We start from the raw sequence: 23,753 nt of genomic DNA, 5'->3' as shown, positions 1-23,753 counted from the left end.
CTAGAAGTGGTAGATGTCCACCACGTGGTGGATGTAGTCGTTCTTCAGCACTATCGTCTTGCGCCGGATCAACGGCTGCTCGCCGGAGAAGTCGATCGTGTAGAAGGAGGTCCCGTAGTACGGGTCGACCGTGTTGTACCGGAAATACATGGTGTGCCAGTTGAACCGGACGTCGACGAGATCACCGCGCCGTTCGATGACCTCGACGTTGCCGATGTTGTGGCTCGTCCGGGGTTCGGGCAGTGAGGTCGCCGACGACCGCTCGGTGCGGATGCGGAAGACCCGGTCCTCGAGGCCGCCCTTGTTGCCGTAGTAGATCAGCGAGATCTCGCGGTGCGGGTTCTCGGTGAGACGATCACGGTCGTCCCAGGCCGGCATCCAGTACACGACGTCGTCGGCGTAGCAGTCGAGCCACTTCTCGAATTCGCGGTCGTCGAGGTAGCGGGCCTCGCGGTACAGGAACTGCTCGATCATGTTCTGGGTGATGAGCTTTCCGCCGGTGGATATGCCCGACCCGGCGGGATCGACAGCGGCGGAATTGGTCTCAGCGATGGTCATGGTGCTCTCCTTCAGGGCGGTGGGCTGGGCGGCGGTCTACTGGGCTGGGGCCGCTGCTTGTTCGGCCGCCGCCTCTTCCTTCGCGGCAGCTGCGCGCATCCGCTCGAGCCAGTAACCGTGCTGGACCGGGTAGAGCCCCTCGTCCTCGTTCTTGACGCCGGCCGAGATGACCCCGGTCATGCCCAGCGATTCGGCGACGGGATCGGGACCGGTGAGCCAGTGCTCGGCACCGCGGCTCATGTCGTTCCACGGCGCGGCCTGCGCCCGGAACGTGAGCTGGCACGACCGGAACTCCTCGAGGTCGTCGGGAGTCGCCATCCCGGACGCGTTGAAGAAGTCCTCGTACTGGCGGATACGGTGAGCCCGCGCGGAGTCGCTTTCACCCTTGGGTGCGATGCAGTAGATGGTGACCTCGGTCTTGTCCGGCGCGATCGGACGGAAGTGGCGGATCTGCGTCGAGAACTGGTCCATCAGATAGACATTCGGGTACAGGCATAGATTGCGCGAACCCTTCACCATGAACTCGCCCTTGGCGTCGCCGTGGATCTCCTTGAGCTGCTCCATCGAATCCCACAGCGGAAGGTCCTGTGGATTGGCCGCCCAGGTCCACAGGCACAGATGACCGTTGGGGTAGGACCAATAGCCGCCGCCGGACTTTCCCCACCCGCCGGCGTCGAGTGCCTTGGTGTCGTTCGTCGACTCCCCGGTACTGCGACGAGACGTGGTGGCCGCGTAGTTCCAGTGGGTTGCGGTCACGTGGTAGCCGTCGGCGCCGTTCTCCGCCTGCACCTTCCAGTTGCCGTCGTAGGTGTAGGTCGACGCGCCGCGGAGCACCTCGAGGCCGTCCGGCGACTGGTCGACCAGCATGTCGATGATCAGTCGGGTGTCGCCGAGATGCTCCCCTAGCGAGGCGACGTCCTCGTTGAGGCTGCCGAACAGGAAGCCGCGGTAACTGTCGAAGCGGGCGACCTTGGTCAGGTTGTGCGAGCCGTCGACGTCGAAGGTGTCGGGGTAACCGGCCCCATCGGGATCCTTGACCTTCAGAAGGGTCCCGTCGTTGCGGAACGTCCAACCGTGGAACGGGCAGGTCAGGGTCATCCGGTTGTCGGTCTTGCGCCGGCAGATCATCGCGCCGCGGTGCGCGCAGGCGTTGATCAGGCAGTGCAACTCGCCGTTCTTGTCGCGGGTGATGACGACGGGCTGCCGGCCGATGTAGGTGGTGAAGTAGTCGCCAGGTTCGGGAACCTGGCTCTCGTGTGCGAGATAGATCCAGTTGCCCTCGAAGATGTGCTTCATCTCCAACTCGAAGATGTCCTCATCGGTGAAGATCCGCCGGTTGGCGCGGTAGACACCGGCGTCTCGGTCGTCGACGACCGCGTCGTCGAGGACCGAGTTCACATGATTCAAGTGTTCCGATACGGACGCGGTCATGGTCGTAAACCTCCAGGAAGTGGGCTGCTCTCTGCACTGTGGCAGCACGTGGTGGCGATCACACCCGGGTAATTGCCAGTCCTGGCCAAGCAGCCTATTGATCAATGGTGTCAATCAATTGCCGCAATTTGTGTCTTTGTCATGTATGGATCGACGCTCTACCGTGAGACGTGTCCGCGGTCACAACCGCGGTGTCGATCAGTACGAGACGAGGCGGGTCATGGAGCTACGGCACTTGCGGTACTTCGCCGCCGTGGCCGACACCTGTCATTTCGGGCAGGCAGCGGAGTCGTTGCACGTGGCACAGCCCGCGCTGTCGTACGCAATCCGCCAGCTCGAGGCCGAGCTCGACGTCACCCTGTTCACGCGGACCACCCGTCAGGTGTCGCTCACCCCGGCCGGGCAGTACCTCAGGGCCCAGGCCGAGCGAATTCTCGCCGGCGTGGACGAAGCCGTGGACGGCGTGCGTCGGATCGCCGCCGGCCGCAGCGGCCTCGTCCGGGTCGGTATCACCGGTATCGCCGCGTTCTCCCATCTGCCGCGCATCGCGCGGGTCGTCAAGCGGGAGTTGCCCGATGTGGATCTTCGTATCCAGTCCGACATGCTCACGCCGGGCCAGTGCGACGCCCTGCGCGCCGGCACCCTCGACCTCGGGATCCTGCGCCCGCCGGCGATCGGGGAGCACATCGACACGACGGTCATCGATGTCGAGCCGATGGTTCTCGCGGTGTCGGTCGATCACCGACTGGCCGCCGAGCCCGTGGTCTCCGTCGCCGACCTCCGCCACGAGCCGTTCGTGCTGTACGACAGCCGGGACTCGGCCGTCAACGACGCCGCGATACGGACATGTCGCGCAGCGGGTTTCGTTCCCCACCGGGCGCACCAGGCGCCGGGTACCGCGGTGCTGCTGGCCCTGGTCGCCGCCGGGCTGGGGGTCGCCCTGCTCCCGGCCTCGGTGCGGTCACTTCCGCTCGACGGTTTGGTGGTGCGCGACCTCGTCGATGCCGACACCGTCGAGGTGGCACTCGCCTGGCGATCGGGTTCCGACGACCCGGTCGTCACCGCGGTCGCCGACGTCATCGCCGCTGCCTTCGCCGATTCCGCCGCCGCACAGTCGCGCGACACCCAGCTTGCCGACCACCGTTCCGTGAGGACCCGACTGGGTGCTCGATCTGGAGAGAAACCGTGAAAATCACCGCTGTGGAGGCGATTCCGTTCGCCATCCCGTACGTGAAGCCGCTGAGGTTCGCCTCCGGCGAGGTGCACGCCGCGACCCACGTGCTGGTCCGGGTGCACACCGACGCCGGCGTGGTCGGCGTCGCCGAGGCGCCGCCCCGCCCGTTCACCTACGGCGAGACCCAGGACGGCATCATCGCCGTGATCGAGGGCATCTTCGCGCCCGCGGTCGTCGGCCTGACCTTGCTCGAGCGTGAGGTGGTCGCCGGCCGGATGGCTCGCACGGTCGGCAACCCGGCCGCGAAATCCGCTGTGGACATGGCGATCTGGGATGCGCTGGGCAAGGTGCTGGGACTCCCGGTCGGCGACATGCTCGGCGGCTACACCGACCGGATGCGCGTCAGTCACATGCTCGGTTTCGCAGAGCCGGCCGCGATGGTCGCCGAAGCCGAGAAGATGGTCGACACCTACGGGATCCGCACCTTCAAGGTGAAGGTCGGACGTCACCCGGCATCCCTCGACACCGCGGTCGTCCGCGCGCTCCGCGAGCGGTTCGGCAGCGACGTCGAACTCTACGTCGACGGCAATCGGGGCTGGACCGCAGCCGAGTCGGCGCGAGCCATGCGGGAGATGGCCGACCTCGATCTGCTGTTCGCCGAAGAGCTCTGCGACGCAGCCGATGTGCTCGGTCGCCGGTGGCTGGTCGAACAGCTGCCGGTGCCGTTCATCGCCGACGAATCGGTGCCCACGCCAGCCGACGTCACCCGCGAGATCCTCGGCCGGTCGGCGACCGCCGTCAGCATCAAGACCGCGCGGTCGGGTTTCACCACCTCACGCCGCACGCATCACCTCGCCGAGGGGTTGGGCGTCCCGGTCGTCATGGGCAACCAGATCGACGGACAGATCGGGACGGCGTGCACGCTCGCCTTCGGCAGCGCCTTCGAGCTGACCTCGCGCTACGCGGGTGAGCTGTCGAACTTCCTGGACATGAGCGACGACCTGCTGACCGAGCCGTTGCAGATCCGCGATGGCCACCTGCACCGTTCGACCGCGCCGGGCATCGGTTTCGAGATCGATCCGGACAAGCTCGACCGCTATCGCACCGACAACTAGACCCGCACGCCCACAACACGTCTCGTGGCAGCCCCACGAACCCAGTAGCAAGGAGAAGAACATGACCACCACCGAGCATCCCCAGGAAGTCGCCACCGCCGCGGCGTCCGGCGCCTCCGCCACCGAGCGGTTCCACGCGGACAAGTCTCCGTTCGAGGCAGTGAAGGACACTGCGCCGGAACGTGTCTCGGCCCTCATCAACGAGGTCCTCGCGGGCGTGCACGAGGTGATCCGGAAGCACAAGGTGACCTACGACGAGTACAACGCGCTCAAGGCGTGGCTCATCAACGTCGGTGAGGACGGCGAGTGGCCGCTGTTCCTCGACGTCTGGGTGGAGCACGTCGTCGAGGACGTCGCGACCTCGCATCGTCAGGGCAACAAGGGCAGCATCGAAGGCCCGTACTACGTCCCGGACGCTCCGGAACTCGGCGCCAAGGGCACTCTGCCCATGCGGGACAACGAGCCCGGCGATCCGTTGGTGTGGACCGGCCAGGTCCGGTCGTGCGACGGCACCCCCCTCGCCGGCGCCACTGTCGAACTCTGGCACGCCGACGACGACGGCTTCTACTCGCAGTTCGCGCCGGGAATTCCGGAGTGGAATCTGCGCGGCACCTTCACCGCCGATGACGAGGGCCGCTTCGAGATCACCACCATCCGGCCCGCGCCGTACATGATCCCGACCGATGGCTCGTGCGGGAAGATGATCTCCGCGGCCGGTTGGCATCCGTGGCGTCCCGCGCACCTGCACCTCAAGGTCTCGGCACCGGGCCACGAGCAGCTGACCGCACAGCTGTACTTCCCGGGCGACCCGCACAACGATGACGACGTCGCCAGCGCCGTCAAGCCCGAACTGGTGCTGGACCCGAAGGACGACGGCAAGGGCGGCTTCACCATCTCCTACGACTTCGTGCTGGATCCGGCGAAGTAGTGCTGTTCCACGTGCGGATGGACGTGTCCATCCCCGACGACCTCGACCCCGACGTCCGGGCCGACACGGTCGCCCGGGAGAAGGCGTACTCGCAGGATCTACAACGCGCCGGCAAGTGGCCGCACATCTGGCGGATCGTCGGGGAGTACTCCAACTACTCGATCTTCGACGTCGAGTCGAACGACGAACTGCACACCCTGCTGTCAGGTCTGCCGCTGTTCCAGTACATGCGGATCAAGGTCACCCCACTGGCGACCCATCCTTCCGATATCAACGGCTGAGCCGCTGCTCCTCGAGAGCGAGCCCCATCCTGCTCCTTGAGGTGCGAGCGAGCCCACCCATCTGCTCCCTGAGGTGCGAGCGAAGCGAGCCTCGAAGGGCCGGCGAGTCAACTCACCAGCCCTTCGAGGCTCGTCGCTTTCGCTCCTCGCACCTCAGGGGGCAGGGGGTGTCGCTTTCGCTCCTCGCGCCTCAGGAGGCAGGCGGCGCCGATCGCAGCGTGAGGATCGTGATCTCCGGCGGCGTGAGGACACGGACCGGCGGGCCCCAGGCGCCGGCGCCGCGGGTGGTGTAGATCGTGGTGTTCCCGATCTGGTCGAGCCCGGTGATCGTCGGCTGCTGGGCACGGACGAGGTAGCGGATGGGCCAGAGCTGGCCGCCGTGCGTGTGCCCGGACAGCTGGAGGTCGACACCCAGATCCGATGCCTCGACGGCCTGCTTGGGCTGGTGGGCGAGGAGCAGGGTGAAGTCTTCGGGAGACGTTCCCGCCAACGCCGCCGGGAGGTCGGGCTCGTACGGTTCGGGGGCGGTGGCGTCGTGGACGCCGGCAAGTGTGATGGTCGCGCCGTCGACCTCGATGGGCGCTCGTGCGTTGCGCAGCGTGCGCACGCCGAATTCCTCCCAGACGTCGAGCCACCGACCACCGTCGTCGGCGTAGTACTCGTGGTTGCCGCTCACACCGAAGACCCCGAGAGGCGCATCCAGATCCGCGAGGGGGTCGAGGGTGTCGCGGACGTTCGGGATGGTGCCGTCGGTGAGGTCGCCGACGAGGACGACGAGATCCGGCTCCTGCTCGTTGACGTCGTCGACGACGCGCTGGGTGAACGACGCGTCACGGGCCGGGCCGACGTGCAGGTCGGAGATCACCGCGATGCGCGTTCCGTCGAACTGCGGCGGCAGGCTCGCGAACGTGGCGTCGATGTCGACGACCTGGGGGCGAGATGCTTCCCACACCCCGTAGCCGGTGACCCCGAGCGCGACCACCACGACCGCGGCCGTGGCGACCCGGAGCTTGCTGAGCCGACGGGCCGCGAACGAGGGGTTGTCCTGCACTCCGGATCGACGTCGCCGGATCCAGCGGACGATGTGTGCGGCGAACGACACGAGGCCCACCACCGCGAGGCCGAGGAACAGGTAGAAGACGGCGGCGAGCCAGATCAGCCCGATCGTGCCGATGGGCCGCGCCCACGACGGGTCGAGCACCCGTCCGGTGGCGAAGCCGATGAGGGCGAGCGCCCACAGGACGACCAGCGCCACGTCGGCGATGATCGACCAGGGGCGCGGCATCGCGGTCGCGCGGACGATGCGCCGATGCAGCCAGAACGTGATGAGTCCGAAGACGACGGCAGGAAACAACGCCACGGGATGGACTCCTGAGGGTGGTGACGGCAGGGCGACGGAGGGCCAGGTGCCCGGTCATGGGCGGATTGCCCCATTCTGCCATCGGTTCGCGTTGGTACCCTCGCCGCCATGGCCGAGGTCCTCATCACCCCGCTCGAGCTGGCCGAGATGCTGCTGGCGACTCCGCCGATCCTGCTGGACGTGCGCTGGCAGCTGGGCGACTTCGATGGTCGGCACGCCTATCGCGAGGGTCACATCCCCGGTGCGGTCTACGTCGACCTCGACTCCGAACTGGCGGCCCCGCCCTCCGGGCCGGTCGGCGGCAGGCATCCGCTGCCCGACGTCGCCGACCTCCAGGAGGCGGCCCGGCGATGGGGGATCGACGACGCCGTCCCGGTGGTGGTCTACGACGACTCCGGCAACCTCGCGGCCGCGCGCGCCTGGTGGCTGCTGCGGTGGGCGGGTGTCGCCGACGTGCGACTTCTCGACGGCGGCCTCGCGGCGTGGCGTGCCGAAGGCCTGCGCACGACGACGGGCGACGGCGGTCGGCCGCGAGCGGGCAACGTGACCCTGAGCCCCGGACACCTGCCGGTCGCGACCATGGACAGCGTCGCGGCCGGGCCGGCACACCTGCTCGACGCCCGGGCCGCCGAACGCTATCGCGGCGACGTCGAACCGGTCGATCCGCGCGCCGGCCACATCCCCGGGGCGATCAGTGTCCCGACGGCGGACAACGTCGACACCTCCGGCCGCTTCCGTCCGGCGGAGGAGCTACGACGCCGGTTCGCAGATGTCGGTATCGACGGCGGGGCCGGCTCCGATGTCGTCGTCTACTGCGGTTCCGGGATCAATGCCGCGCACCAGATCGCGGCGCTTGCCATCACGGGGATCGACGCCGCGCTGTTCCCGGGTTCGTTCTCGCAGTGGTCGTCGAACCCGGAACGGCCGGTCGCCGAGGGCGACCGGCCCTGAGGCGAGAGGAGCGCAAGCCGCACTCTCTGCTCCCTGAGGAGCGCCCGGAGCTTGCGGAGGGCGCGTCACGAAGGGTTTGCCACGCACCTCGCCAGGACCCTTCGAGGCTCGTCGCTTGCGCTCCTCGCAACTCAGGGAGCGGGCGGTGACGCGCGCACGGGTCAGGCCGCGAACACCGACAGTCGGGCGGGTTCTTCGACGACCGAGTAGTGCGTCGCGTCGCCCTGGAGAACCTGGCTCGCCTGACCGTGGACGTCGACGGGCACATCGCCGGCGAGGGTGATGCGGTGCAGTTCACGCTGCTGGTTGCCGAAGTCGGCGATGCCGTAGTGCTGCGTGGCGCGATTGTCCCAGATCGCCACGTCGCCCAGTTTCCAGTTCCACCGGAAGGTGTTCTCCAGCTTGGTGATACGTGCCTGGAGGAGCTGGTAGAGGTCGGCGAACTCGGAACTCTTGAGGCCGCGGAACTCCTTGGCGAAGTGTCCGAGCAGCAGGCTGCGTTCGCCGGTCTCGGGATGGACGCGCACGACGGGGTGCAGCGTCTGGTACTCGGAGCTGGTGAACTCCTTGTAGTGCTCGGCCTTGCGGCTGACGTCGACACCACCCGAGGGCTCCTTCTGGCCGACGTAGTCGTACAGATTGGTGTGGGTGGCCCACAGCTCTTCGGTCAACGCGCGCAGCGGTTTCGGCAGCTGCTCGTAGGCGGCCACCGTCGACGCCCAGGTCGTCGCGCCGCCGTAGCTCGGCAGCGTCACCGCCCGGAGGATGGACGCCTTCGGGATGCGATCGACGAACGTCACATCGGAGTGCCAGCTGTTCGCGGCGCCTTCGATGGTCAGCAGCTGTTCGCCGCGTGAGGTCACCGTCGGATGAGGTGCGGTGGGATCGCCCAGGAGTTCGGCGAACGCGTACTGGCTGTCGTCGTCGAGCTGGTCCTGGCCCTCGAAGACGATCGTCTTGTTGATCGCCAGCGCCAGGCGGATCGCCTCCACCTGCTCCGGGGCGAGGTCGCCGCCGAGCCGCACCTGGCCGATGCGTGCCCCGATGTGCTCGCCGAGCTTGTCGACGGTGATCCCCGCGTCGCGGTAGATCTGCTGAGCTGCCTGCTCGCGCTCGGTCCGGTCCTCGATCTGCGCCAGGGTCATCTCTCATCCTCTTCTCAATGTCGTTCGATGGCAATCGAATTCATCAGACCACCGCGACGGTGGTGCGATCGAGGGAATCGCTCACGGTGATCGGAACGCCTCAGTCCGCCGAGGTCTCCGCGGCGTCGTCGATCTCGCGGCGGACATCGGCCGGAACGCGGGACGTGCTCACCCGGCCCGCAGACCGGTACACCAGGGACCTCGTCGATGCCGTGCCGTTCCCGGACCCGGTCGTGCAACGGGCGCGTCGGGAACGGATTCGATGAGTTTGTCTCAAGCGTCCACCCCGGACCGGGGGTAGATGGTGTGATCGGGTGACCGACGATCCCGGGAGTCGCCATGAGTATTGCCCTGACCGATGACCACGTCGAACTCGCCTCGGTGGTGCGCGAATTCGCCGTCGACCGAAAGGTGCGGGCGCAGGCGCGAGACCGACTCGACGCGCCCGAGGAGGCCAGACCCACGTTCTGGGCGGAGATCGCCGAACTCGGCTGGCTGGGTCTGCACGTCGCCGAGGAGTACGGCGGTTCCGGTTTCGGGATCGCCGAGTTGGTCGTCGTGACAGAGGAATTGGGCCGCGCGGTGGCGCCGGGTCCGTTCCTGCCCACCGTGGTCGCCTCGGCGATCCTGACTCATGCCGACGACGAGACGCGAGCCCGCTGGCTGCGGTCGCTCGTCGACGGCACGGTCACCGCGGGTGTCGCGGTGGTGCCGGGACTGACCGAGGCCGGTGGGGCGGTCTCCGGTCAGGTCGACGCGGTACTCGGCGCACCGCTCGCGGATCTGCTGGTACTCATCGGCGACGACGATGTGCTGGTGGTGGAGTCGTCGGACTCCGGTGTCGAGGTGGGCGCGCACGCCGATCTGGACCCGACCCGATTGTCGGCGAGGGTGTCGCTGTCGAGTGCTGCCGCCGTCCGTCTGCCGAGACTGGCGGCCACCGCGCTGGCGCTCACCCGGACGCTGGTCGCGGCCGAAGCCGTCGGCGGGGCGCGGGACGCGCTGGACGCCGCGGTGGCCTACGCGAAGGTCCGCGAACAGTTCGGCCGCACCATCGGTACGTTCCAGGCCGTCAAGCACCACTGCGCGAACATGCTCGTCGGCGCGGAGGCCGCCACCGCGGTGGTGTGGGACGCGGCGCGGGCGGCCGACGAGAACGCCGACGCGCTCGGGCTGGTCGCGGCATCGGCGGCCGCGCTGGCACTGCCCACGTACACGACGAACGCCGAGCTGAACATTCAGGTGCACGGTGGCATCGGCTTCACCTGGGAACACGACGCGCACCTGCATCTGCGCCGCGCCACCGTGCTGCAGGCGCTGTTCGGCGGACAACAGCCGGCTCGTGACGTGTATGAGTTCTCCGCAGGCGGCGTCACCCGTGCCAACAGCCTCGACCTCCCACCCGAGGCCGAAGAACTGCGTGCGCGCGTACGAGCCGACATCGCCGAGATCGCCGATGTCGGCGAGTCCGCGCTGCGCGAGAAGCTCATCGACACCGGTTACGTCATGCCGCATTGGCCCAGGCCATGGGGACGCGCCGCGAATTCCGTCGAGCAACTCGTCATCGAGGAGGAGATGGCGGCCGCGGGTGTGAAGCGGCCCGATTACAGCATCACCGGGTGGGTCATCCTGACCCTCATCCAGGAGGGCACGCAGGACCAGATCGACCGGTTCGTCCGGCCGGCGCTGCTCGGGGACGAGGTGTGGTGTCAGTTGTTCTCCGAGCCCGGCGCCGGGTCGGACGCGGCGGCGGTCAGCACGAGGGCCACGCGCGTCGACGGCGGATGGCGCATCAACGGCCAGAAGGTCTGGACCAGCGGCGCCCACCTGTGCCGGCGAGGGCTGGCAACGGTGCGGACCGACCCGGAAGCCCCCAAGCACAAGGGCATCACCGCGGTGTTGATCGACATGTCGGCGCCCGGTGTCGAGGTACGTCCGCTGCGGCAGATCACCGGCGGGTCCGAGTTCAACGAGGTGTTCTTCACCGACGTCTTCGTCCCTGACGAAGACGTGGTGGGCACACCGAACGACGGCTGGGCCGTGGCCCGCGCGACCCTCGGCAACGAGCGGGTCAGCATCGGCGGCGGTGCGCCGGGTAGCGACGGTGCGGTCCAACAGATGGTGGCACTCGTCCAGGGCTACGGGGACCGGGTCGAGGGGGCGGCGACGAAGGTCGGTGAGTTCCTCGCCGTCGAGGATGCGCTGCGACTGCTGAATCTGCGTCGTGCCGCCCGATCGGTCGTCGGCGCCGCTCCCGGACCCGAGGGAAATGTGACGAAACTGCTTCTCGCCGAGCATCTCAGCGACCGCGCGCACCTGGCCGCGGAATTGCTCGGACCCGACGTCGCGTTCTCGTCCGGTCCCGGCAAGCTGGCCGGCCTGCTGATCCTCGGTGCCCGCGGGATGTCGATCGCCGGCGGGACGTCGGAGATCACCCGCAACCAGATCGCCGAACGCATCCTCGGCTTGCCGCGCGACCCGCTCATCCGCTGAGCGCCCAGAGCTTGCGGAGGCCACCCCTCTGCTCCCTGCGCAGGGCCCACCTTCTGCTCCCGGCGGAGGGTCACCCCTCTGCTCACCTGCGGAGGGTCACCCTTCTGCTCACCTGCGGAGGGTCACCCTTCTGCTCCCTGAGGAGCGCCCGGAGCTTGCGGAGGGCGCGTCACGAAGGGTCTCGCAACCCGCCTCACCAGGACCCTTCGTGACGCTCGCAAGCTCGCTCCTCAGGGAGCAGGGGGTGACGCTCGCAAGCTCGCTCCTCAGGGAGCAGGGGGTGACGCTCGCAAGCTTGCTCCTCAGGGAGCAGGGGGTGACGCTCGCAAGCTCGCTCCTCGGGGGCGGTCACCGTCGCCCGGGCGGCCGGTCACCGGCCGGGCGCAACGCCCACGACGGCACCCAGTGCGTGACCTTCTCCTGTCGGTCCTTCGAGGTGATCGTGTAGGTGACCTTGCCGTACCAGGCACCCCATTCGTCGCGCCCCCACTCGGTGAGGACGCCGAGGTGCACCGACCGGATCTGTAAACCGTCGGGGTGGTACTCGCCGCTGAAATGCGGTGCATTGGGGTAGAGCGCGCCGAGGTCGATGAGCACCGCCTTGTGGCCGACCCGCACGAAGGCGGGCCGGTGTGGTTGGCCGTTGTCCCCGCCAATCCACTTCATGCCCACCCGGACAGTTTCGCACGTGTGTTCGAGCAGTGTCACCCTCGGTCGGGTCGGCCGGGCCGCCCGGCGGGAACTAGGAGCCTGCTGAATTAGGGTCCAGCCTGGGTTGAGGTTCCTGCTGCGGGGATGTGTCGGTTCCGGGGTGTGGTCGTGGTGATCGATCTAGGTGGGCGGCGGTGCCGCGGTTCAGGCGGTGGCCAGTGTCCAGGTGCCGTTGGTGGTAGTCAGTCCGAGGGTGATCAGGCGGCGTAGGTTGATCGCGGCGGCGCGGTGGTGCAGCCAGTTGTTGTTGCGTTCGATTCCACGGTAGGGCACCCGCCGGTTACCGCGGGTGAGCCAGGCAATCGTCCGTTCGACCATGGGTCGATGCTGGCGGTAGGTGTCGGCAATAGTGTTGTCAGAGAAGTGTTGTCGGTGTTCGCGCTGGAGTTGGTGGTGTTCGCCGAAACTGATTTTGCGTCCACGAACCGCGGTGGTGCACCGTGCCCGAAGTGGGCAGTCTTGGCAGGCCGCACCGTAGGTGACGTGGCCTTTCGCGCTGACCGGTCGGGTCAGGTTGTTGGGGCAGGTCAATGTGTTCGAGTCGGCGTCGAAGGTGAAATCGTCGACGACGAAACCACCAGCAACCGCCGGCATGTGTGGCTTGGGTTTGATCACCGCGTTCCATCGTGTCCGCGCCAGCGTGGCCAGCATGTCACCGGAGGCATACGCTGAATCACCCAGCACCTCACGATCGTCGGCGTCGTCGGCGACGGTCGGATCGCTCAGCAACAACCGTGCCCCGACTGCTCCGTCGGAAGTGTCCGGACCAGCGGCTTTGGTCATCTCGATCGCGGTGACCAACCCGGTCTCCGGTTCATTGACGATGTGGCCCTTGAACCCGTCCTGCTGGCGTGCCCGGGTTTTGTGGGCGTGCCGGGTGTCGGTATCGACGGTGGAGATCACCCGGTCCGGGGCGGTCCGGGGCGCGATGCGCCAGCGTCCGTCGGTGCCATCAGAACCTGGTGCCGGTTCCACATCCTGGCCGGTCACCAATGCCAGCAATGCCACCGCCTGCGCCTGGGCCTGGTTACTCGGTTCCTTGTCGATGGCCTCGAGGTCCAGACCGTCGAGCACGGCCAACCCATCTTCGACAAGGGCGCTGATCAGGTCCTGTTGAGCACACTCATCATCCCAGGCGATCCGCGGCTTGCCGGGCCGGTCATAGCCGCCGCCGGTCAACGCGGCCAGACGAGTCGCGTGCTGCTCGACCACCACCGCACCACCGTCGACCTCTCGGGCGACCCGCCGGATCGCCGCGATCACCTGGGTGATGGCGTCCTGGCGGGCCACCGCGTCATCGAAGATCGTCGAATCCAGCGCTCGACGACTCTTACCCGCGAGCACCCCGGTGGTGGTGATGACCTCGCGTACCACCTCGAAAATGCGGTGCGGCCGATCGCTGGCTGCCAGTCGCCGACGCCAGTACGTCAGAGTCGACGGATGAAAACCTTTGTTACCCAACACGAATCCACACGCCGCTTTCCACCGCAGATCGAAAGTGACCGCATCAGCGGCTTCGCGATCGGACAAACCCTGCAGCGTTTGCAGCACGATCACCGACGCCATCGTGGCCGGCGGGATCGACGGACGGCCCCGGCCGCTGGGAAACAGGTCCGCGAACATCTCCGCAGGAAACAACTGCTCGCGATGAGCAGCCAAAAACGCGAACACACTGCCCTCGGCCAGCAAATGCCCGACGACCGAGTTCACATCCAGAAACTCACCCTGACGATCCGGCTCACCCTGCATACCCACCAGGATCCCAGCCCACCAGGCAAACCCGCTCACCCCACACCGAAACGACACCGACTATTTCAGCAGTCTCCTAGGGTGTCACGATCGCGAAATCGGGATCCGGGTCGTCCAGGTAGCCGGCGAGTTCGCCGAACGCACTCGGATCACCGTCGACGCCGACGTCGCCCGCTTCGACGGCCGTACCGAGATCCACGAGCCCGAGGAGCAGCGTCAGCAGGGTCTGCTTCGTCAGGGTGAACGTGGCCGCGACGGGGTCGTCAGCGCTTGCCTGATCCACGTCGAAATGAACCAGGAGGCCGTTGCGCAGCTCCGACCGGTGGCGTCGGTCGGCGTCGGTGATGTGCCAGTCGAGGACGATGTGGGCGTCCCAGGCCGCCGGCCCGTCGACTCGCAGGGCGACGGCGTCGAAGAGCTGATCGACCGACATGGCGGCGACGATGTCCGTGGCCGCCGTCGTGGTCGGCGTCCCGACGGGTCCGTGGCGCAACTCGTACGCCCCCATGAGGTAGAAGTTGCGCCACGTGCCGTTCTCCGAGCCATAGCCGAGCTGTTCGAGCGTGTCCGCCTGGAGACTCCGCGCCTCCTCGTGCGCCGGGTCGGCGAAGACGACGTAGTTCAGGACCTGGGCAGCCCATCGGAAGTCGCCCGCCTCGAACGACCGGCGGGCCTTCCGTACCACCTCGTCCGCGCCGCCCATGAACTCGACATGCCGTTTCGCCGATTCCACCGGCGGATGCTCCCAGAGGTGCGCCGGATTCCCGTCGAACCATCCCATGTAACGCTGGTAGATGGCCTTGACGTTGTGGCTCACCGAGCCGTAGTAGCCGTGCGTGTGCCAGGCGTTCGCGAGCGCGGGAGGTAACGCGATGTCCTCAGCGATCTCGAGACCGGTCCGGCCCTTGTTGAGCTGCCGAAGGGTCTGATCGTGGAGGTATCCGTAGAGGTCGCGCTGGAGGGACAGGAACTCCGTGAGCTCCGCGGTGCCCCATGTCGGCCAGTGATGCGACGCGAAGAGCACGTCGGAGCGCGCCGCGAAATCGTTGATCGCCTCTGTCAGGTAGCGCGACCACACGTGCGGATCACGGACCAGGGCACCCCGCAACGTGAGCAGATTGTGCAGGGTGTGGGTGGCGTTCTCGGCCATACAGAGCGCGCGCATCTGCGGAAAGTAGAAGTTCATCTCGGCCGGTGCCTCGGTGCCGGGCGTCAGCTGGAATTCGATGGTGACCCCGTCGATGGTCTCGACCTGTCCGGTGGTGGTGATGTCGAGGGTCGGGGCGATCAGGGTCGCCGTGCCGGTGGACGTGGACTGGCCGAGGCCCGCGCCGATCGCACCGCGCGGGCCCCTCGGCAGCGCGGCCCCGTACATGTACGCCGCGCGCCTGCCCATCGCCGTTCCCGCGTAGACGTTCTCGGCGACCGCGTGCTCGACCATGCCTGCGGGCGCGATGATCTGGCACTCGCCGGCGTCGACGGCCTCCTGGGTGGTGACTCCTTTGACGCCGCCGAAATGATCGATGTGCGAGTGCGTGTAGATGACGGCGGTGACCGGACGATCGCCACGATGCTCCCGATAGAGGCGGAGGCCGGCGGCCGCGGTTTCCTGTGAGATCAGTGGGTCGATGACGATGACGCCGGTGTCGCCCTCGACGACGGTCATGTTCGACAGGTCCAGGCCGCGGATCTGGTAGATCCGATCTGTCACCTCGAAGAGGCCTTGTCGGGCAACGAGACCCGACTGCCGCCACAAGCTGGGATGGGCGGTGGCAGGCGCCTCGTCGGCGAGGAAGGAGAATTCATCGCAATCCCACACCGGCTTCCCGTCCTGGCCGGCGATGGCGGGGGGATCGAGTTCGGCGACGAGTCCGCGCGTGGCGGCGTCCAGGTCGCGGGTGTCCTGGAACGGGAGGTGATCGTGGGCGGACGAATTCGCCTGTGCCACAGCAGGGGATGCGTCTCGAGAGAGAGCCATGTGCTTGACCTCGTCGATTCTCGGTTGAGTGCGTACGGTGACGTTCTCGGTGAGCGATGCGTACGTACCACTCTGTCAGAAGCGCGGATGCCTCGCCGGGGTTCGGCACGCTCAGTTGACACCCGACCGCTCGCCGACGGTGTGGACGACGACGACCTCGGGGTCCCAGGGGACCAACTCGTCGACCGTCGTCTGGAGCTCGTCGATCGGCGGCAGGTCCTGTGGGGCGAGCACACTGACGGTGACCGTACTGCCGGTCCAGCTGACACCGGTGACCTCGGACGAGTCGTTCCCGCCCGATCCGAGCCACGACTCCGCCGCGGTCGCGATCTGCCGGGACCACAGTGACGAGAGCGAGTTCGCGACCATCGGGACGGTGACGACGACGAGAGCTACGGCCAGTGCCGCGTAGGCCCGGCGTCGAGGGGCCCTCGGATGTTCCGCACCGGCGAGATCGGCGGCCTCTCGGCCATAGCCTGCGATCGTCAACACGACGAGGCTCGTGATGATCATCGCGACCACGTTCGACGCGAACAGCACGAAGGCGCCCAGTGCGAGCGACGGGGCTCCCGACCCCAGGCAGACGCCGACGACCCCGAGTGGCGGCACCAGGGAGATGGCGATGGCCACGCCGGGCAGCACATCACCGACGTCGCGACGGGTGATGGCGATCGCGCCGACGAGGCCGGTGGCGAGGGCGGCCAGGAGGTCGACGAGCGTCGGTGACGTCCGGCCCAGCACCTGTGAGTTGGAGAGCACGTTGGTCGGGTTGGGTAGCAACTGGGCGAACACGACGCCCAGGATTGTCACCAGGATGACCCCGGCGAGCACGTAACCGACACTCGCGAGCACGAGTCGACGACGGCCGGTGGCGATTCCGAGTCCGATGCCGAGGATCGGTGTCGACAGCGGCGCGACGATCATCGCCCCGATGACGGTCGCCGTGCTGTCGGCGACGACTCCCGAAACCGCGATGACGCCGGACAGCGTGAGCATCAACCAGAAGGCGCTGCGTTTGGCGGTGCGGTCGCCGACGGAGAAGTCGAGGCGCTCGACGATCTCGTCCAGGCTGCGACGCTGTGAACCGGGGATTAGGGAGAGCACGATCGGAGCCCCTTCGTCTCGAGGTCCTCTGAAAGTACCCGTTCGCGGTCCGCTGTCCAGCAGAGTCGGCGCAACCGTGTGACCATGGATGAACGCCGGGGAAAGCACAGGGGGCGAACATGGATCGGTTCACCGGATGTCTGCTCGCCGGTGCTGCCGGCGACGCGCTGGGCGGGGCAGTCGAGTTCTCGACTCGGGACGCGATCCTGGAGAGGTTCGGACCCGCGGGCATCACCTCCTACTCCGAGGCGTACGGCGGCCTCGGCACCATCACCGACGACACCCAGATGACGCTGTTCACTGCGGAGGGTCTGCTGCGCGCCTGGGCCCGCGACTGCGCGGGAGGCATCTCCTGCTACGCGGCCACGACGGCCCGCGCATACCTGCGGTGGTTCATCACGCAGGGCGGCCATCCGCGGCACGGCGTGCTGGCGACGACCGAACGGTCCAGTTGGCTGGCAGGGCACCAGCAGTTGCACAGCCGGCGGGCACCCGGCACCACCTGTCTCGAGGCGCTCCGGGTGACCACTCGTCCGGGCGCCCCGGCCGACAACGACAGCAAGGGCTGCGGAGGTGTCATGCGGGTGGCGCCGGTCGGTTTGTTCGCGGCCCGCGCGGACTGGTCTGCCGCAGGCACTTTCGACCTCGCGACCACACTCGCGGCGCTCACCCACGGCCATCCCTCCGGTTCGCTTCCCGCCGGCGTTCTCGCGGTCGCGGTTCGCGAGCTGATCGTCGGGGCCGGCCTGCCGGAGGCGCTGGCGACGGCGAAGGGCATCCTCCGGGATCGGGCCGGTCACGAGGAGACCCTTGCCGCACTGGAGGCCGCGGAAGTCCTCGCCGGTTCGGGCCTGTCCCACGAGTCGGCGATCACGCGCCTCGGCGAGGGCTGGGTCGGAGAGGAGGCGCTCGCGATCGCCGTCTACTCCGCGCTGGTGGCCGACGACCTCGAGGACGCGGTGATCATCGCGGTCAATCACGACGGCGACTCGGACTCCACCGGCGCGATCGCAGGCAACCTGCTGGGTGCGCGCGACGGGGTCGAGGCCATCCCGCCGCGCTGGCTGGAGCCCCTCGAACTGCGCGACGTCATCGTCGAGATGGCGGGCGATCTACACGAGTTCGTGGACTGGGACATCACCGAGACCGATGAACCGGCCGGGTCGGGCAGTTGGGTCGAGAGGTATTGGGGACCCCGTCCGGGGGCGACTCCGGACCTTCGCCCGGTGGGCTGAGTCTCCGGCGCGACCGGCGCCATCGTCGTCACCCGCCAGAACGTGGCAGGTCAGCGCCTCGGCGTCGGGGCGACGAGGTGCGCAATACGACGGCCACGACGGGGTTGCCCGATGGTCACAGACGTCGGTTTGAGTTCTCCCCATGGCAATCGCTCTGAGATCCGACCGTGAAATCCGTGTGCTCGCAGGCGCTTCCGGGGTCGGGTTCATTCTCGCCATCTGCGACTCGAATGCGATGACGCCACTGCTCCCGGGATACATGGACACCCATGGGTTCGGGCCCGCCGCGGCGTCGGTGCTGTTCGCCACCTACTTCATCGCCCTGATCATCATCCTGTTGATCTCGGCTCGCGGCCCGCTCATCCGGCACAGCCGCACGGTGTTACCGCTCGCCCTCCTCGCGGCGATCGTCGGCGACCTCCTGCAGATCGTCGGCGCATCGGTCGAGGTGCTGCTGTTTCCGGGACGGTTCCTCACCGGGGCGTCGGTGGGCCTGAGCACGGGCGCCGCCGCGGCGATCATGGTGGCCGCCCGCGGCGAACGGGGTCGTGCGTTCATCGCCTCCGGTTCGCTCATCGGCGCCGGAAGCGGGCTGGTCGCGGCCATCGCGATAGCCGTGTTCCTGCCCTGGCAGCTGGTCACGGTGTACGCGATCCACGCCGCGGCGACCGCCGTATGCCTGATCGTCTTGCTCGTCGGTCTGCGTCTGGCTCCCGATCTGCTTGCGTATGGCAATGATTCGTCGACGGACGATGGCTCAGCGGCGCAGTCGACGCACGCTCACACCGGCGACCTCGACGTCCACACCGGCGACCTCGACGTCGCGGGCACCCGTCGTCGAGATCCCGGTGCCTATCTGGTCGGCGCGCTGGCGTGGGCGATCGGTGCGCTCGCGGTGGGCGCGATGCCCGCCGCGATCCTCGCCACCGGAGCGAGCGACTCGCTCCTGGTGGCCCAATGTGTCGGTGGCGCATGTCTGTTGGTCTCGATGGTCGCGAGTCTCGCCGGCGTGGGGGTGCGGCTCGTGACGACGCTACCGGCGGTCGGCGTGCTCCTGGTCGTCGGATGGTCGACGGCGGTGGTGGGTCTCGTCCTCGGCCGGCTCGACGTGATCGTCCTGGGTACGGTCGTCGGCGGGATCGGTCAGGCCGGGGGGTACCGAGTGGCGCTCGCCGCTGTCACCCGCGGTCTCGGCGCCGTCGAGCAGGGCCGTGTGGCGTCGCGGTTCTCCGCCTTCGCCTACAGCGGTGCGGGTGTGATGGTGGTGCTCGACGGTGTCGCCGGCCAGGCAGTCGGGACCCTCGGTGGCGCCATCGTCACCGGCGTCGTCTACGCCGCGGTCGCGGCCGTCGCCATCGGTCTGGTCGTTCGACGAGCCTTTCCGCGCCCCGATCCGAAAGTCCGCAGTACCGCAGGTGTGATGGCGGCTTCTCAGGGAGCAGGCATTGACGCTCGCAAGCTCGCTCCTCGGGGAACGGGTCATGAGTGACTCGGGCGCACCGGCTCTGACTGAACAAGTGGGACTGATGGGGCTTCTGTTCACCACAGTTCACCACGGTTCACTGCTGGTACGAGAGTAACAGCGACTGCTGTGCAACAGGATTCGCTGTCACCGCGGTTGTGGATGAATCTCGTCGTCGAACGTGATTGCGAGTAGCTTGGTGTCATGCCCTCGATCACCGAACTCCGCGACACCCTCGCCGTCCTGCAACCACCGCCCGACGACGGCAGTGGTCGTGCCCTGCACGAGCGGCTCGACGAGCTACGGATGTTGCACAACGTGCTCGACCACCAGATCGCGTTTCACACAGCACTTTTCGACGTCACGGGTGCCGCAGCGCGGGCGGGCTCGACCACACGGAACGCACTGATCGAGATGGGCATGCCGCCCGCGGCCGCGCACCGCTATGTGCGGATCGCTCGCGGGCTGGAGTCGGTGCCGAAGGTCGCCGACTGTGCTGCCGAGGGTTATCTGTCTGCTGAGTGTGTCGACGCGGTGATCCGTGGGATCACGTTGGTGCGCAAGCGTTCCGCGTCAGCGTTGTCCGACGACGACCGGTCAACGTTCGAGAGCGAGTTGCTCGCGCAGGCGTTCTCCGGTGCCACCCCGGCCCAGATCGACGACCATGCCCGCGGGATCGCCATGCGGGTCGCCGCCACCGACCCCAGCACTGTGCCGGCGGCCGATGATGCGTCGCTGAACACCGTGCACACCCGCATCACCGACGAGGGTCGGGTCGCGATCACCGCAGATGTGACTGCGGTGATCGGAGAGAAGTTCGTGTCCATGATCGACGAACGGTCCTGTCCGCGTCCCGAACCCGACGGCGCGACGGATCGTCGCAGTGCGGCCGAGCGCCGCGCCGATGGGCTGGAGCTGTTGTTGGATCAAGCTGCGATCGGCGCGGCGATGACCACCGCCGGCGCACCCCGCACCCAACTCCTGGTCACCATCCCTGCCGACGGCGCTGACCCGGCACGCCTGCCGTGGATGGGTGCGGTGTCGCCATCGTCGGCGCGCCGGCTGTCGTGTGATGGCGGGGTGGCCGAGATCGTCCTCGACGCCGAAGGGGTGCCGTTGCGGATGGGCACCACGAAACGACTGTTCCCGCATCATCTGCGGCAGGCGATCATCGTCCGTGATCGGTGTTGTGTGAAATGCGGTGCGCCAGCAGCGCACACGCAAGTTCACCATCTGGTCCACTGGGCCGACGGTGGTCCCACCGATCTGGACAACGGGTGCCTGCTTTGTCAACGCTGTCACACCCAGGTCCATCACCACGGCTGGCAGGTCGTGATGGGACCCGACCGGCACCCCTGGCTGATTCCGCCCGTCGACATCGACCCACGGCGCCTACCCCGGCCCGCCTACAACCGGCGCACCATGCGACTCGACGACGCCCTCGTCTAGACAGTCCACGCGAACACTCCACAGACCCTCCGGCGTCGGCCCCGGCGCCACACGATCCTTGACAACTCCACAGTGTGAAACTCGTTCTGCTCAACGGGATTCTGTAACGAGCAATGGCGTATACCCGACGCTCCATGGGGAGCAGTGGGCCCGCGCCTCCGCAAGCTCAGGCCGCTCCTCAGGAGCGGGGAGACGTCCCGCCGCAAGCTTCGGGCGCTAGGCGGAGGGGGTGTCTCGCTCGCAACCTCAAGAGAGTTCGCGGCGCAAACCGGACACTGGTGCCTACGTTGGATCACATGACACCCACACGCATCTCCGGTCCGATCACCTGGCTTGCCGTGTTCCTGGCGGTCGCGCAGGTGGTCGCGCCCGTGGTCCCGTTCTCCGGTTTCGGCGCCTCGCCCAACGAGTCGACCACAGATCTGTTGATCACCCCGGCGGGCTACACGTTCTCGATCTGGAGTCTCATCTACCTGCTGTCGATCGTCTTCGCCATTGCCGTGGTGTGGAAAGGTGCCACCGGGACCGACGACCCGCGGCGTCTGCTCATCGACCTCGAAGTCGCGTTCGCCGGCGCGGCGGTCTGGATTCTGGTGTCGGCCGCGGAGTGGACGTGGGTGACACCGATCGTGCTGACGGTCATGACGGTGGTCCTGCTCGACGCCGCCCGCATCGCCGCGAGACCGGCCGACGACGCGGCGCCCCGGTGGCTCACGGTCCTGACCCGCATCCTCGTCGGTGTCTATGCGGCCTGGGCCACCACGGCGGTCTTCCAGAACTGGGCTGCGGCGATCGGTGCCGACCTCGCCGACCCTCGGTCCCTGGGATGGCAGCTGACCATCCTGCTGGCGTGTGCCCTGCTCGGCCTCGCCGTGACCGCCGCCGTCGGGTCGGTGCTCGTCGCGTACCCGCTCACGCTGATCTGGGCGCTCGTCGGGATCATCGTGGCCGCCGAGGCCTCGACGACGGCGGTCGTCGGCGTCGCGATCGGGACGATCGTCGCGCTGGTCGTGACCACCGCGGCAGTGACGATACTGCGGCGTCGGGCGGGTGTGCCCGCTCCTGCTGCGGCACGATAGCCGGGACCCATACTCGAGAGGCGGACCATGACCACCACTGTTGTCGCCGGGAACCCGAAGCCCGGTTCGCGCACGCTCGACGCCGCCCGGCAGTTGGCGCGGGCACTGACCGGGACCGATCCCGACCACGTCGTCGACGTGATCGAACTCGGGCCGGGTCTGCTCGGATGGGGTGACGCCGCGGTCCAGGCCGCGGTCGACGTAGTCGCCTCGTCGGATCTCGTCGTGGTGGCGAGCCCGACTTTCAAGGCGACCTATACCGGCATCCTCAAACTGTTCCTCGACCAGTTCGCCACGGCCGAGGGCCTGCGCGATGTCGTCGCCGTCCCGCTGATGCTCGGGGCGGGCCCCGCGCACGCGATGGCGCCCGATCTGCTGCTCAAACCGGTCCTGGTGGAGCTCGGAGCGGTGTGCCCGGCACCCGGTCTGTACCTGATCGACTCGACCTACACCACCGATTCACGGATCGCCGACTACACCGACCGCTGGTCGTCGACGCTCCTCGGGTCCTGACCCCCCGACCGTGGCGATGTCGCGCCGTCACAGTGCGCCTCAGGACGCGCGGCCCAGCTTCACCTGTGCTTGCCGTAGGACCGCTGGGACCTTCGATGCCGCGAACAGGGTGCGGAACTGCCAACTGTCGTCGCGTGGCAGGATTCTCGAACGCTGGAGCGCATCGAGCGAGTCGTAGAGCGTCTCTCCCTCTTGGAGAAGGCCGTCCTTGTTGAAGTGATAGCGATCCACGGCGGGGCACTGGAGGAACCGGCCGTTGCCGTGGACGACCGCCGCCGTGTCGTCGTAGGGGTAAAGGCGTAGCGATCCGTCGAAATGTCCACTCCCCATGTACCGGATCATGGTGCGGACGGTTCCCTCCGGTGTGACGTCGACGTACACCTGGTCGGGAATCGGGTCATAGCGCCAGTCGGGGATCGCATCGAAGAATGCGAAGTTGTACGTGACGAAGTCGTCGATGCCGACGATCGTCCGGCCGAACGTCGTCACATCGGTGTATGTCATGTCGGCCGCGTACAGTTCGTCGTTCAGACTCATGTCGCGGACGAGGAAACTCCACCAGTATTTCTTGGCCCACGTCATCAGCCACGAGAAGTCGCGACCGAAGGCCCTGCTGTACAGATCAAGTTTTGCTTCCCACATCGTGAACCACTCGCGAGTCGTGGCCTGGAGTTCCTCTTCCGAGAAAACACGAACCCGTTCGCCACGGTTCGAATCGAGGTACTCGGGTGCGGGTCGTGCGAGGCGGGGTTTCCGCAACGCCTCCTGGAACATCTCTTCGCTGAAAGTCATCTTCGGTCCTTTCGATTGTGCCGCGGTGGCGGCGATGATCGGCGTGTAGCGGCGCTGGTGGTGAGGTTGTCGAGCTCGTCGCCGTTGTGCGAGAGCCCAACTCGGCGTTCGGTGTCCTCGAGTCGAACGGTGGAGAGGTGGACTCGCAGGCCCGGTGAAGGCGGCGCGTCGAATCTCGAACCAACGTGAATCATATGATTCCTCTTGCGTTGAGTACTGTCAAGGACGATGGTCGAAAGTGTGGA

Annotated in this window: 21 protein-coding genes; 12 read left to right on the top strand and 9 right to left on the bottom strand. The window is 67.5% G+C overall.

Annotated elements, in window-relative coordinates; translation table 11 throughout:
• Window positions 1–558, bottom strand: a complete 558-nt coding sequence (benB, locus tag MVF96_RS20360; RefSeq protein ID WP_272498599.1) for a benzoate 1,2-dioxygenase small subunit — start codon at window positions 556–558, stop codon at window positions 1–3.
• Window positions 559–594: 36 nt separating this feature from the next.
• Complete coding sequence (gene benA / locus MVF96_RS20355) at window positions 595–1,989, bottom strand: benzoate 1,2-dioxygenase large subunit (protein ID WP_247450251.1); 1,395 nt, start codon at window positions 1,987–1,989, stop codon at window positions 595–597.
• Window positions 1,990–2,209: 220 nt separating this feature from the next.
• Between benA and MVF96_RS20350 the strand changes: the two genes are divergently transcribed.
• The 4 genes from MVF96_RS20350 to catC all read left to right on the top strand — a co-directional run bounded on the left by MVF96_RS20350 (window position 2,210) and on the right by catC (window position 5,487).
• Complete coding sequence (locus MVF96_RS20350) at window positions 2,210–3,178, top strand: LysR family transcriptional regulator (protein WP_065632613.1); 969 nt, start codon at window positions 2,210–2,212, stop codon at window positions 3,176–3,178.
• The gene (locus MVF96_RS20345) at window positions 3,175–4,278 is read left to right on the top strand and encodes a mandelate racemase/muconate lactonizing enzyme family protein (protein WP_247450249.1); all 1,104 of its coding nucleotides are present in this window, start codon (window positions 3,175–3,177) and stop codon (window positions 4,276–4,278) included. The genes MVF96_RS20350 and MVF96_RS20345 overlap by 4 nt, the downstream gene beginning before the upstream one ends.
• Window positions 4,279–4,339: 61 nt before the next feature.
• A complete protein-coding gene (gene catA / locus MVF96_RS20340) occupies window positions 4,340–5,206 on the top strand; it encodes a catechol 1,2-dioxygenase (protein WP_078112730.1) in 867 nt (288 codons plus the stop codon).
• Window positions 5,206–5,487, top strand: coding sequence for a muconolactone Delta-isomerase (gene catC, locus MVF96_RS20335; RefSeq protein ID WP_068972006.1), 282 nt, complete (start codon window positions 5,206–5,208; stop codon window positions 5,485–5,487). Before catA ends, catC begins: the two co-directional genes overlap by 1 nt.
• A gap of 190 nt (window positions 5,488–5,677) precedes the next feature.
• On the opposite strand, the gene MVF96_RS20330 is transcribed toward catC, so the two are convergent.
• Entirely contained in the window at window positions 5,678–6,847 is a 1,170-nt protein-coding gene (locus MVF96_RS20330; protein ID WP_247450248.1) for a metallophosphoesterase, read from the bottom strand.
• Window positions 6,848–6,955: 108 nt separating this feature from the next.
• Between MVF96_RS20330 and MVF96_RS20325 the strand changes: the two genes are divergently transcribed.
• Window positions 6,956–7,798: a sulfurtransferase gene (locus MVF96_RS20325; RefSeq protein WP_205333395.1), complete on the top strand. Its 843-nt coding sequence runs from the start codon at window positions 6,956–6,958 to the stop codon at window positions 7,796–7,798.
• A gap of 161 nt (window positions 7,799–7,959) precedes the next feature.
• Here MVF96_RS20325 and MVF96_RS20320 read toward each other — a convergent pair whose 3' ends face one another.
• Window positions 7,960–8,943: a TauD/TfdA dioxygenase family protein gene (locus tag MVF96_RS20320; RefSeq protein ID WP_068971404.1), complete on the bottom strand. Its 984-nt coding sequence runs from the start codon at window positions 8,941–8,943 to the stop codon at window positions 7,960–7,962.
• A 17-nt stretch (window positions 8,944–8,960) separates the two neighbouring features.
• On the opposite strand from MVF96_RS20320, the gene MVF96_RS20315 reads away from it, so the two are divergent.
• Together MVF96_RS20315 and MVF96_RS20310 are read left to right on the top strand one after the other, a co-directional pair.
• On the top strand, window positions 8,961–9,209 hold the full coding sequence (locus MVF96_RS20315) for a hypothetical protein (protein ID WP_068971403.1): 249 nt from the start codon (window positions 8,961–8,963) through the stop codon (window positions 9,207–9,209).
• Between the two features lie 73 nt (window positions 9,210–9,282).
• Complete coding sequence (locus tag MVF96_RS20310) at window positions 9,283–11,436, top strand: acyl-CoA dehydrogenase family protein (protein ID WP_068971402.1); 2,154 nt, start codon at window positions 9,283–9,285, stop codon at window positions 11,434–11,436.
• Between the two features lie 348 nt (window positions 11,437–11,784).
• On the opposite strand, the gene MVF96_RS20305 is transcribed toward MVF96_RS20310, so the two are convergent.
• From MVF96_RS20305 to MVF96_RS20290, 4 genes are all read right to left on the bottom strand, one after another.
• Window positions 11,785–12,102, bottom strand: coding sequence for a hypothetical protein (locus tag MVF96_RS20305; RefSeq protein WP_010842754.1), 318 nt, complete (start codon window positions 12,100–12,102; stop codon window positions 11,785–11,787).
• A gap of 189 nt (window positions 12,103–12,291) precedes the next feature.
• Window positions 12,292–13,896 (bottom strand): IS1182 family transposase, encoded by a 1,605-nt coding sequence (locus MVF96_RS20300; RefSeq protein WP_159371900.1) that lies wholly within the window; start codon window positions 13,894–13,896, stop codon window positions 12,292–12,294.
• Between the two features lie 76 nt (window positions 13,897–13,972).
• A complete protein-coding gene (locus MVF96_RS20295; RefSeq protein WP_247450246.1) occupies window positions 13,973–15,874 on the bottom strand; it encodes an alkyl/aryl-sulfatase in 1,902 nt (633 codons plus the stop codon).
• 111 nt (window positions 15,875–15,985) lie between these two features.
• On the bottom strand, window positions 15,986–16,978 hold the full coding sequence (locus tag MVF96_RS20290) for a TIGR00341 family protein (RefSeq protein WP_247450245.1): 993 nt from the start codon (window positions 16,976–16,978) through the stop codon (window positions 15,986–15,988).
• Window positions 16,979–17,097: 119 nt separating this feature from the next.
• Between MVF96_RS20290 and MVF96_RS20285 the strand changes: the two genes are divergently transcribed.
• From MVF96_RS20285 to MVF96_RS20265, 5 genes are all read left to right on the top strand, one after another.
• On the top strand, window positions 17,098–18,213 hold the full coding sequence (locus MVF96_RS20285; RefSeq protein ID WP_247450243.1) for an ADP-ribosylglycohydrolase family protein: 1,116 nt from the start codon (window positions 17,098–17,100) through the stop codon (window positions 18,211–18,213).
• 142 nt (window positions 18,214–18,355) lie between these two features.
• Window positions 18,356–19,702 (top strand): MFS transporter, encoded by a 1,347-nt coding sequence (locus MVF96_RS20280; RefSeq protein WP_247450242.1) that lies wholly within the window; start codon window positions 18,356–18,358, stop codon window positions 19,700–19,702.
• Window positions 19,703–19,879: 177 nt separating this feature from the next.
• A complete protein-coding gene (locus MVF96_RS20275) occupies window positions 19,880–21,124 on the top strand; it encodes an HNH endonuclease (RefSeq protein WP_247450241.1) in 1,245 nt (414 codons plus the stop codon).
• Window positions 21,125–21,420: 296 nt separating this feature from the next.
• On the top strand, window positions 21,421–22,203 hold the full coding sequence (locus tag MVF96_RS20270; RefSeq protein WP_247450240.1) for an MFS transporter: 783 nt from the start codon (window positions 21,421–21,423) through the stop codon (window positions 22,201–22,203).
• A gap of 27 nt (window positions 22,204–22,230) precedes the next feature.
• Window positions 22,231–22,716 carry an NAD(P)H-dependent oxidoreductase gene (locus MVF96_RS20265; RefSeq protein WP_065631441.1) on the top strand — a complete coding sequence of 162 codons (486 nt, stop codon included), beginning with the start codon at window positions 22,231–22,233 and terminating at the stop codon, window positions 22,714–22,716.
• Window positions 22,717–22,755: 39 nt separating this feature from the next.
• Here MVF96_RS20265 and MVF96_RS20260 read toward each other — a convergent pair whose 3' ends face one another.
• A complete protein-coding gene (locus MVF96_RS20260) occupies window positions 22,756–23,508 on the bottom strand; it encodes a nuclear transport factor 2 family protein (protein WP_247450239.1) in 753 nt (250 codons plus the stop codon).
• Between the last annotated feature and the right edge of the window lie 245 nt (window positions 23,509–23,753).

The sequence above is a fragment of the Gordonia hongkongensis genome, from assembly GCF_023078355.1.
GTDB lineage: Bacteria > Actinomycetota > Actinomycetes > Mycobacteriales > Mycobacteriaceae > Gordonia > Gordonia hongkongensis.
The sequence above is the reverse complement of the archived record's forward strand: the minus strand, read 5'-3'. Positions and strand labels throughout refer to the sequence as shown.

Excerpts from the sequence above, each read along its gene's own strand:
- benB (WP_272498599.1), bottom strand. The coding sequence starts at position 558 with ATGACCATCGCTGAGACCAATTCCGCCGCTGTCGATCCCGCCGGGTCG.
- benA (WP_247450251.1), bottom strand. The coding sequence starts at position 1,989 with ATGACCGCGTCCGTATCGGAACACTTGAATCATGTGAACTCGGTCCTC.
- MVF96_RS20350 (WP_065632613.1), top strand. The coding sequence starts at position 2,210 with ATGGAGCTACGGCACTTGCGGTACTTCGCCGCCGTGGCCGACACCTGT.
- catA (WP_078112730.1), top strand. The coding sequence starts at position 4,340 with ATGACCACCACCGAGCATCCCCAGGAAGTCGCCACCGCCGCGGCGTCC.
- MVF96_RS20325 (WP_205333395.1), top strand. The coding sequence starts at position 6,956 with ATGGCCGAGGTCCTCATCACCCCGCTCGAGCTGGCCGAGATGCTGCTG.
- MVF96_RS20320 (WP_068971404.1), bottom strand. The coding sequence starts at position 8,943 with ATGACCCTGGCGCAGATCGAGGACCGGACCGAGCGCGAGCAGGCAGCT.
- MVF96_RS20315 (WP_068971403.1), top strand. The coding sequence starts at position 8,961 with ATGTCGTTCGATGGCAATCGAATTCATCAGACCACCGCGACGGTGGTG.
- MVF96_RS20310 (WP_068971402.1), top strand. The coding sequence starts at position 9,283 with ATGAGTATTGCCCTGACCGATGACCACGTCGAACTCGCCTCGGTGGTG.
- MVF96_RS20305 (WP_010842754.1), bottom strand. The coding sequence starts at position 12,102 with ATGAAGTGGATTGGCGGGGACAACGGCCAACCACACCGGCCCGCCTTC.
- MVF96_RS20300 (WP_159371900.1), bottom strand. The coding sequence starts at position 13,896 with ATGCAGGGTGAGCCGGATCGTCAGGGTGAGTTTCTGGATGTGAACTCG.
- MVF96_RS20295 (WP_247450246.1), bottom strand. The coding sequence starts at position 15,874 with ATGGCTCTCTCTCGAGACGCATCCCCTGCTGTGGCACAGGCGAATTCG.
- MVF96_RS20285 (WP_247450243.1), top strand. The coding sequence starts at position 17,098 with ATGGATCGGTTCACCGGATGTCTGCTCGCCGGTGCTGCCGGCGACGCG.
- MVF96_RS20280 (WP_247450242.1), top strand. The coding sequence starts at position 18,356 with ATGGCAATCGCTCTGAGATCCGACCGTGAAATCCGTGTGCTCGCAGGC.
- MVF96_RS20275 (WP_247450241.1), top strand. The coding sequence starts at position 19,880 with ATGCCCTCGATCACCGAACTCCGCGACACCCTCGCCGTCCTGCAACCA.
- MVF96_RS20270 (WP_247450240.1), top strand. The coding sequence starts at position 21,421 with ATGACACCCACACGCATCTCCGGTCCGATCACCTGGCTTGCCGTGTTC.
- MVF96_RS20265 (WP_065631441.1), top strand. The coding sequence starts at position 22,231 with ATGACCACCACTGTTGTCGCCGGGAACCCGAAGCCCGGTTCGCGCACG.
- MVF96_RS20260 (WP_247450239.1), bottom strand. The coding sequence starts at position 23,508 with ATGACTTTCAGCGAAGAGATGTTCCAGGAGGCGTTGCGGAAACCCCGC.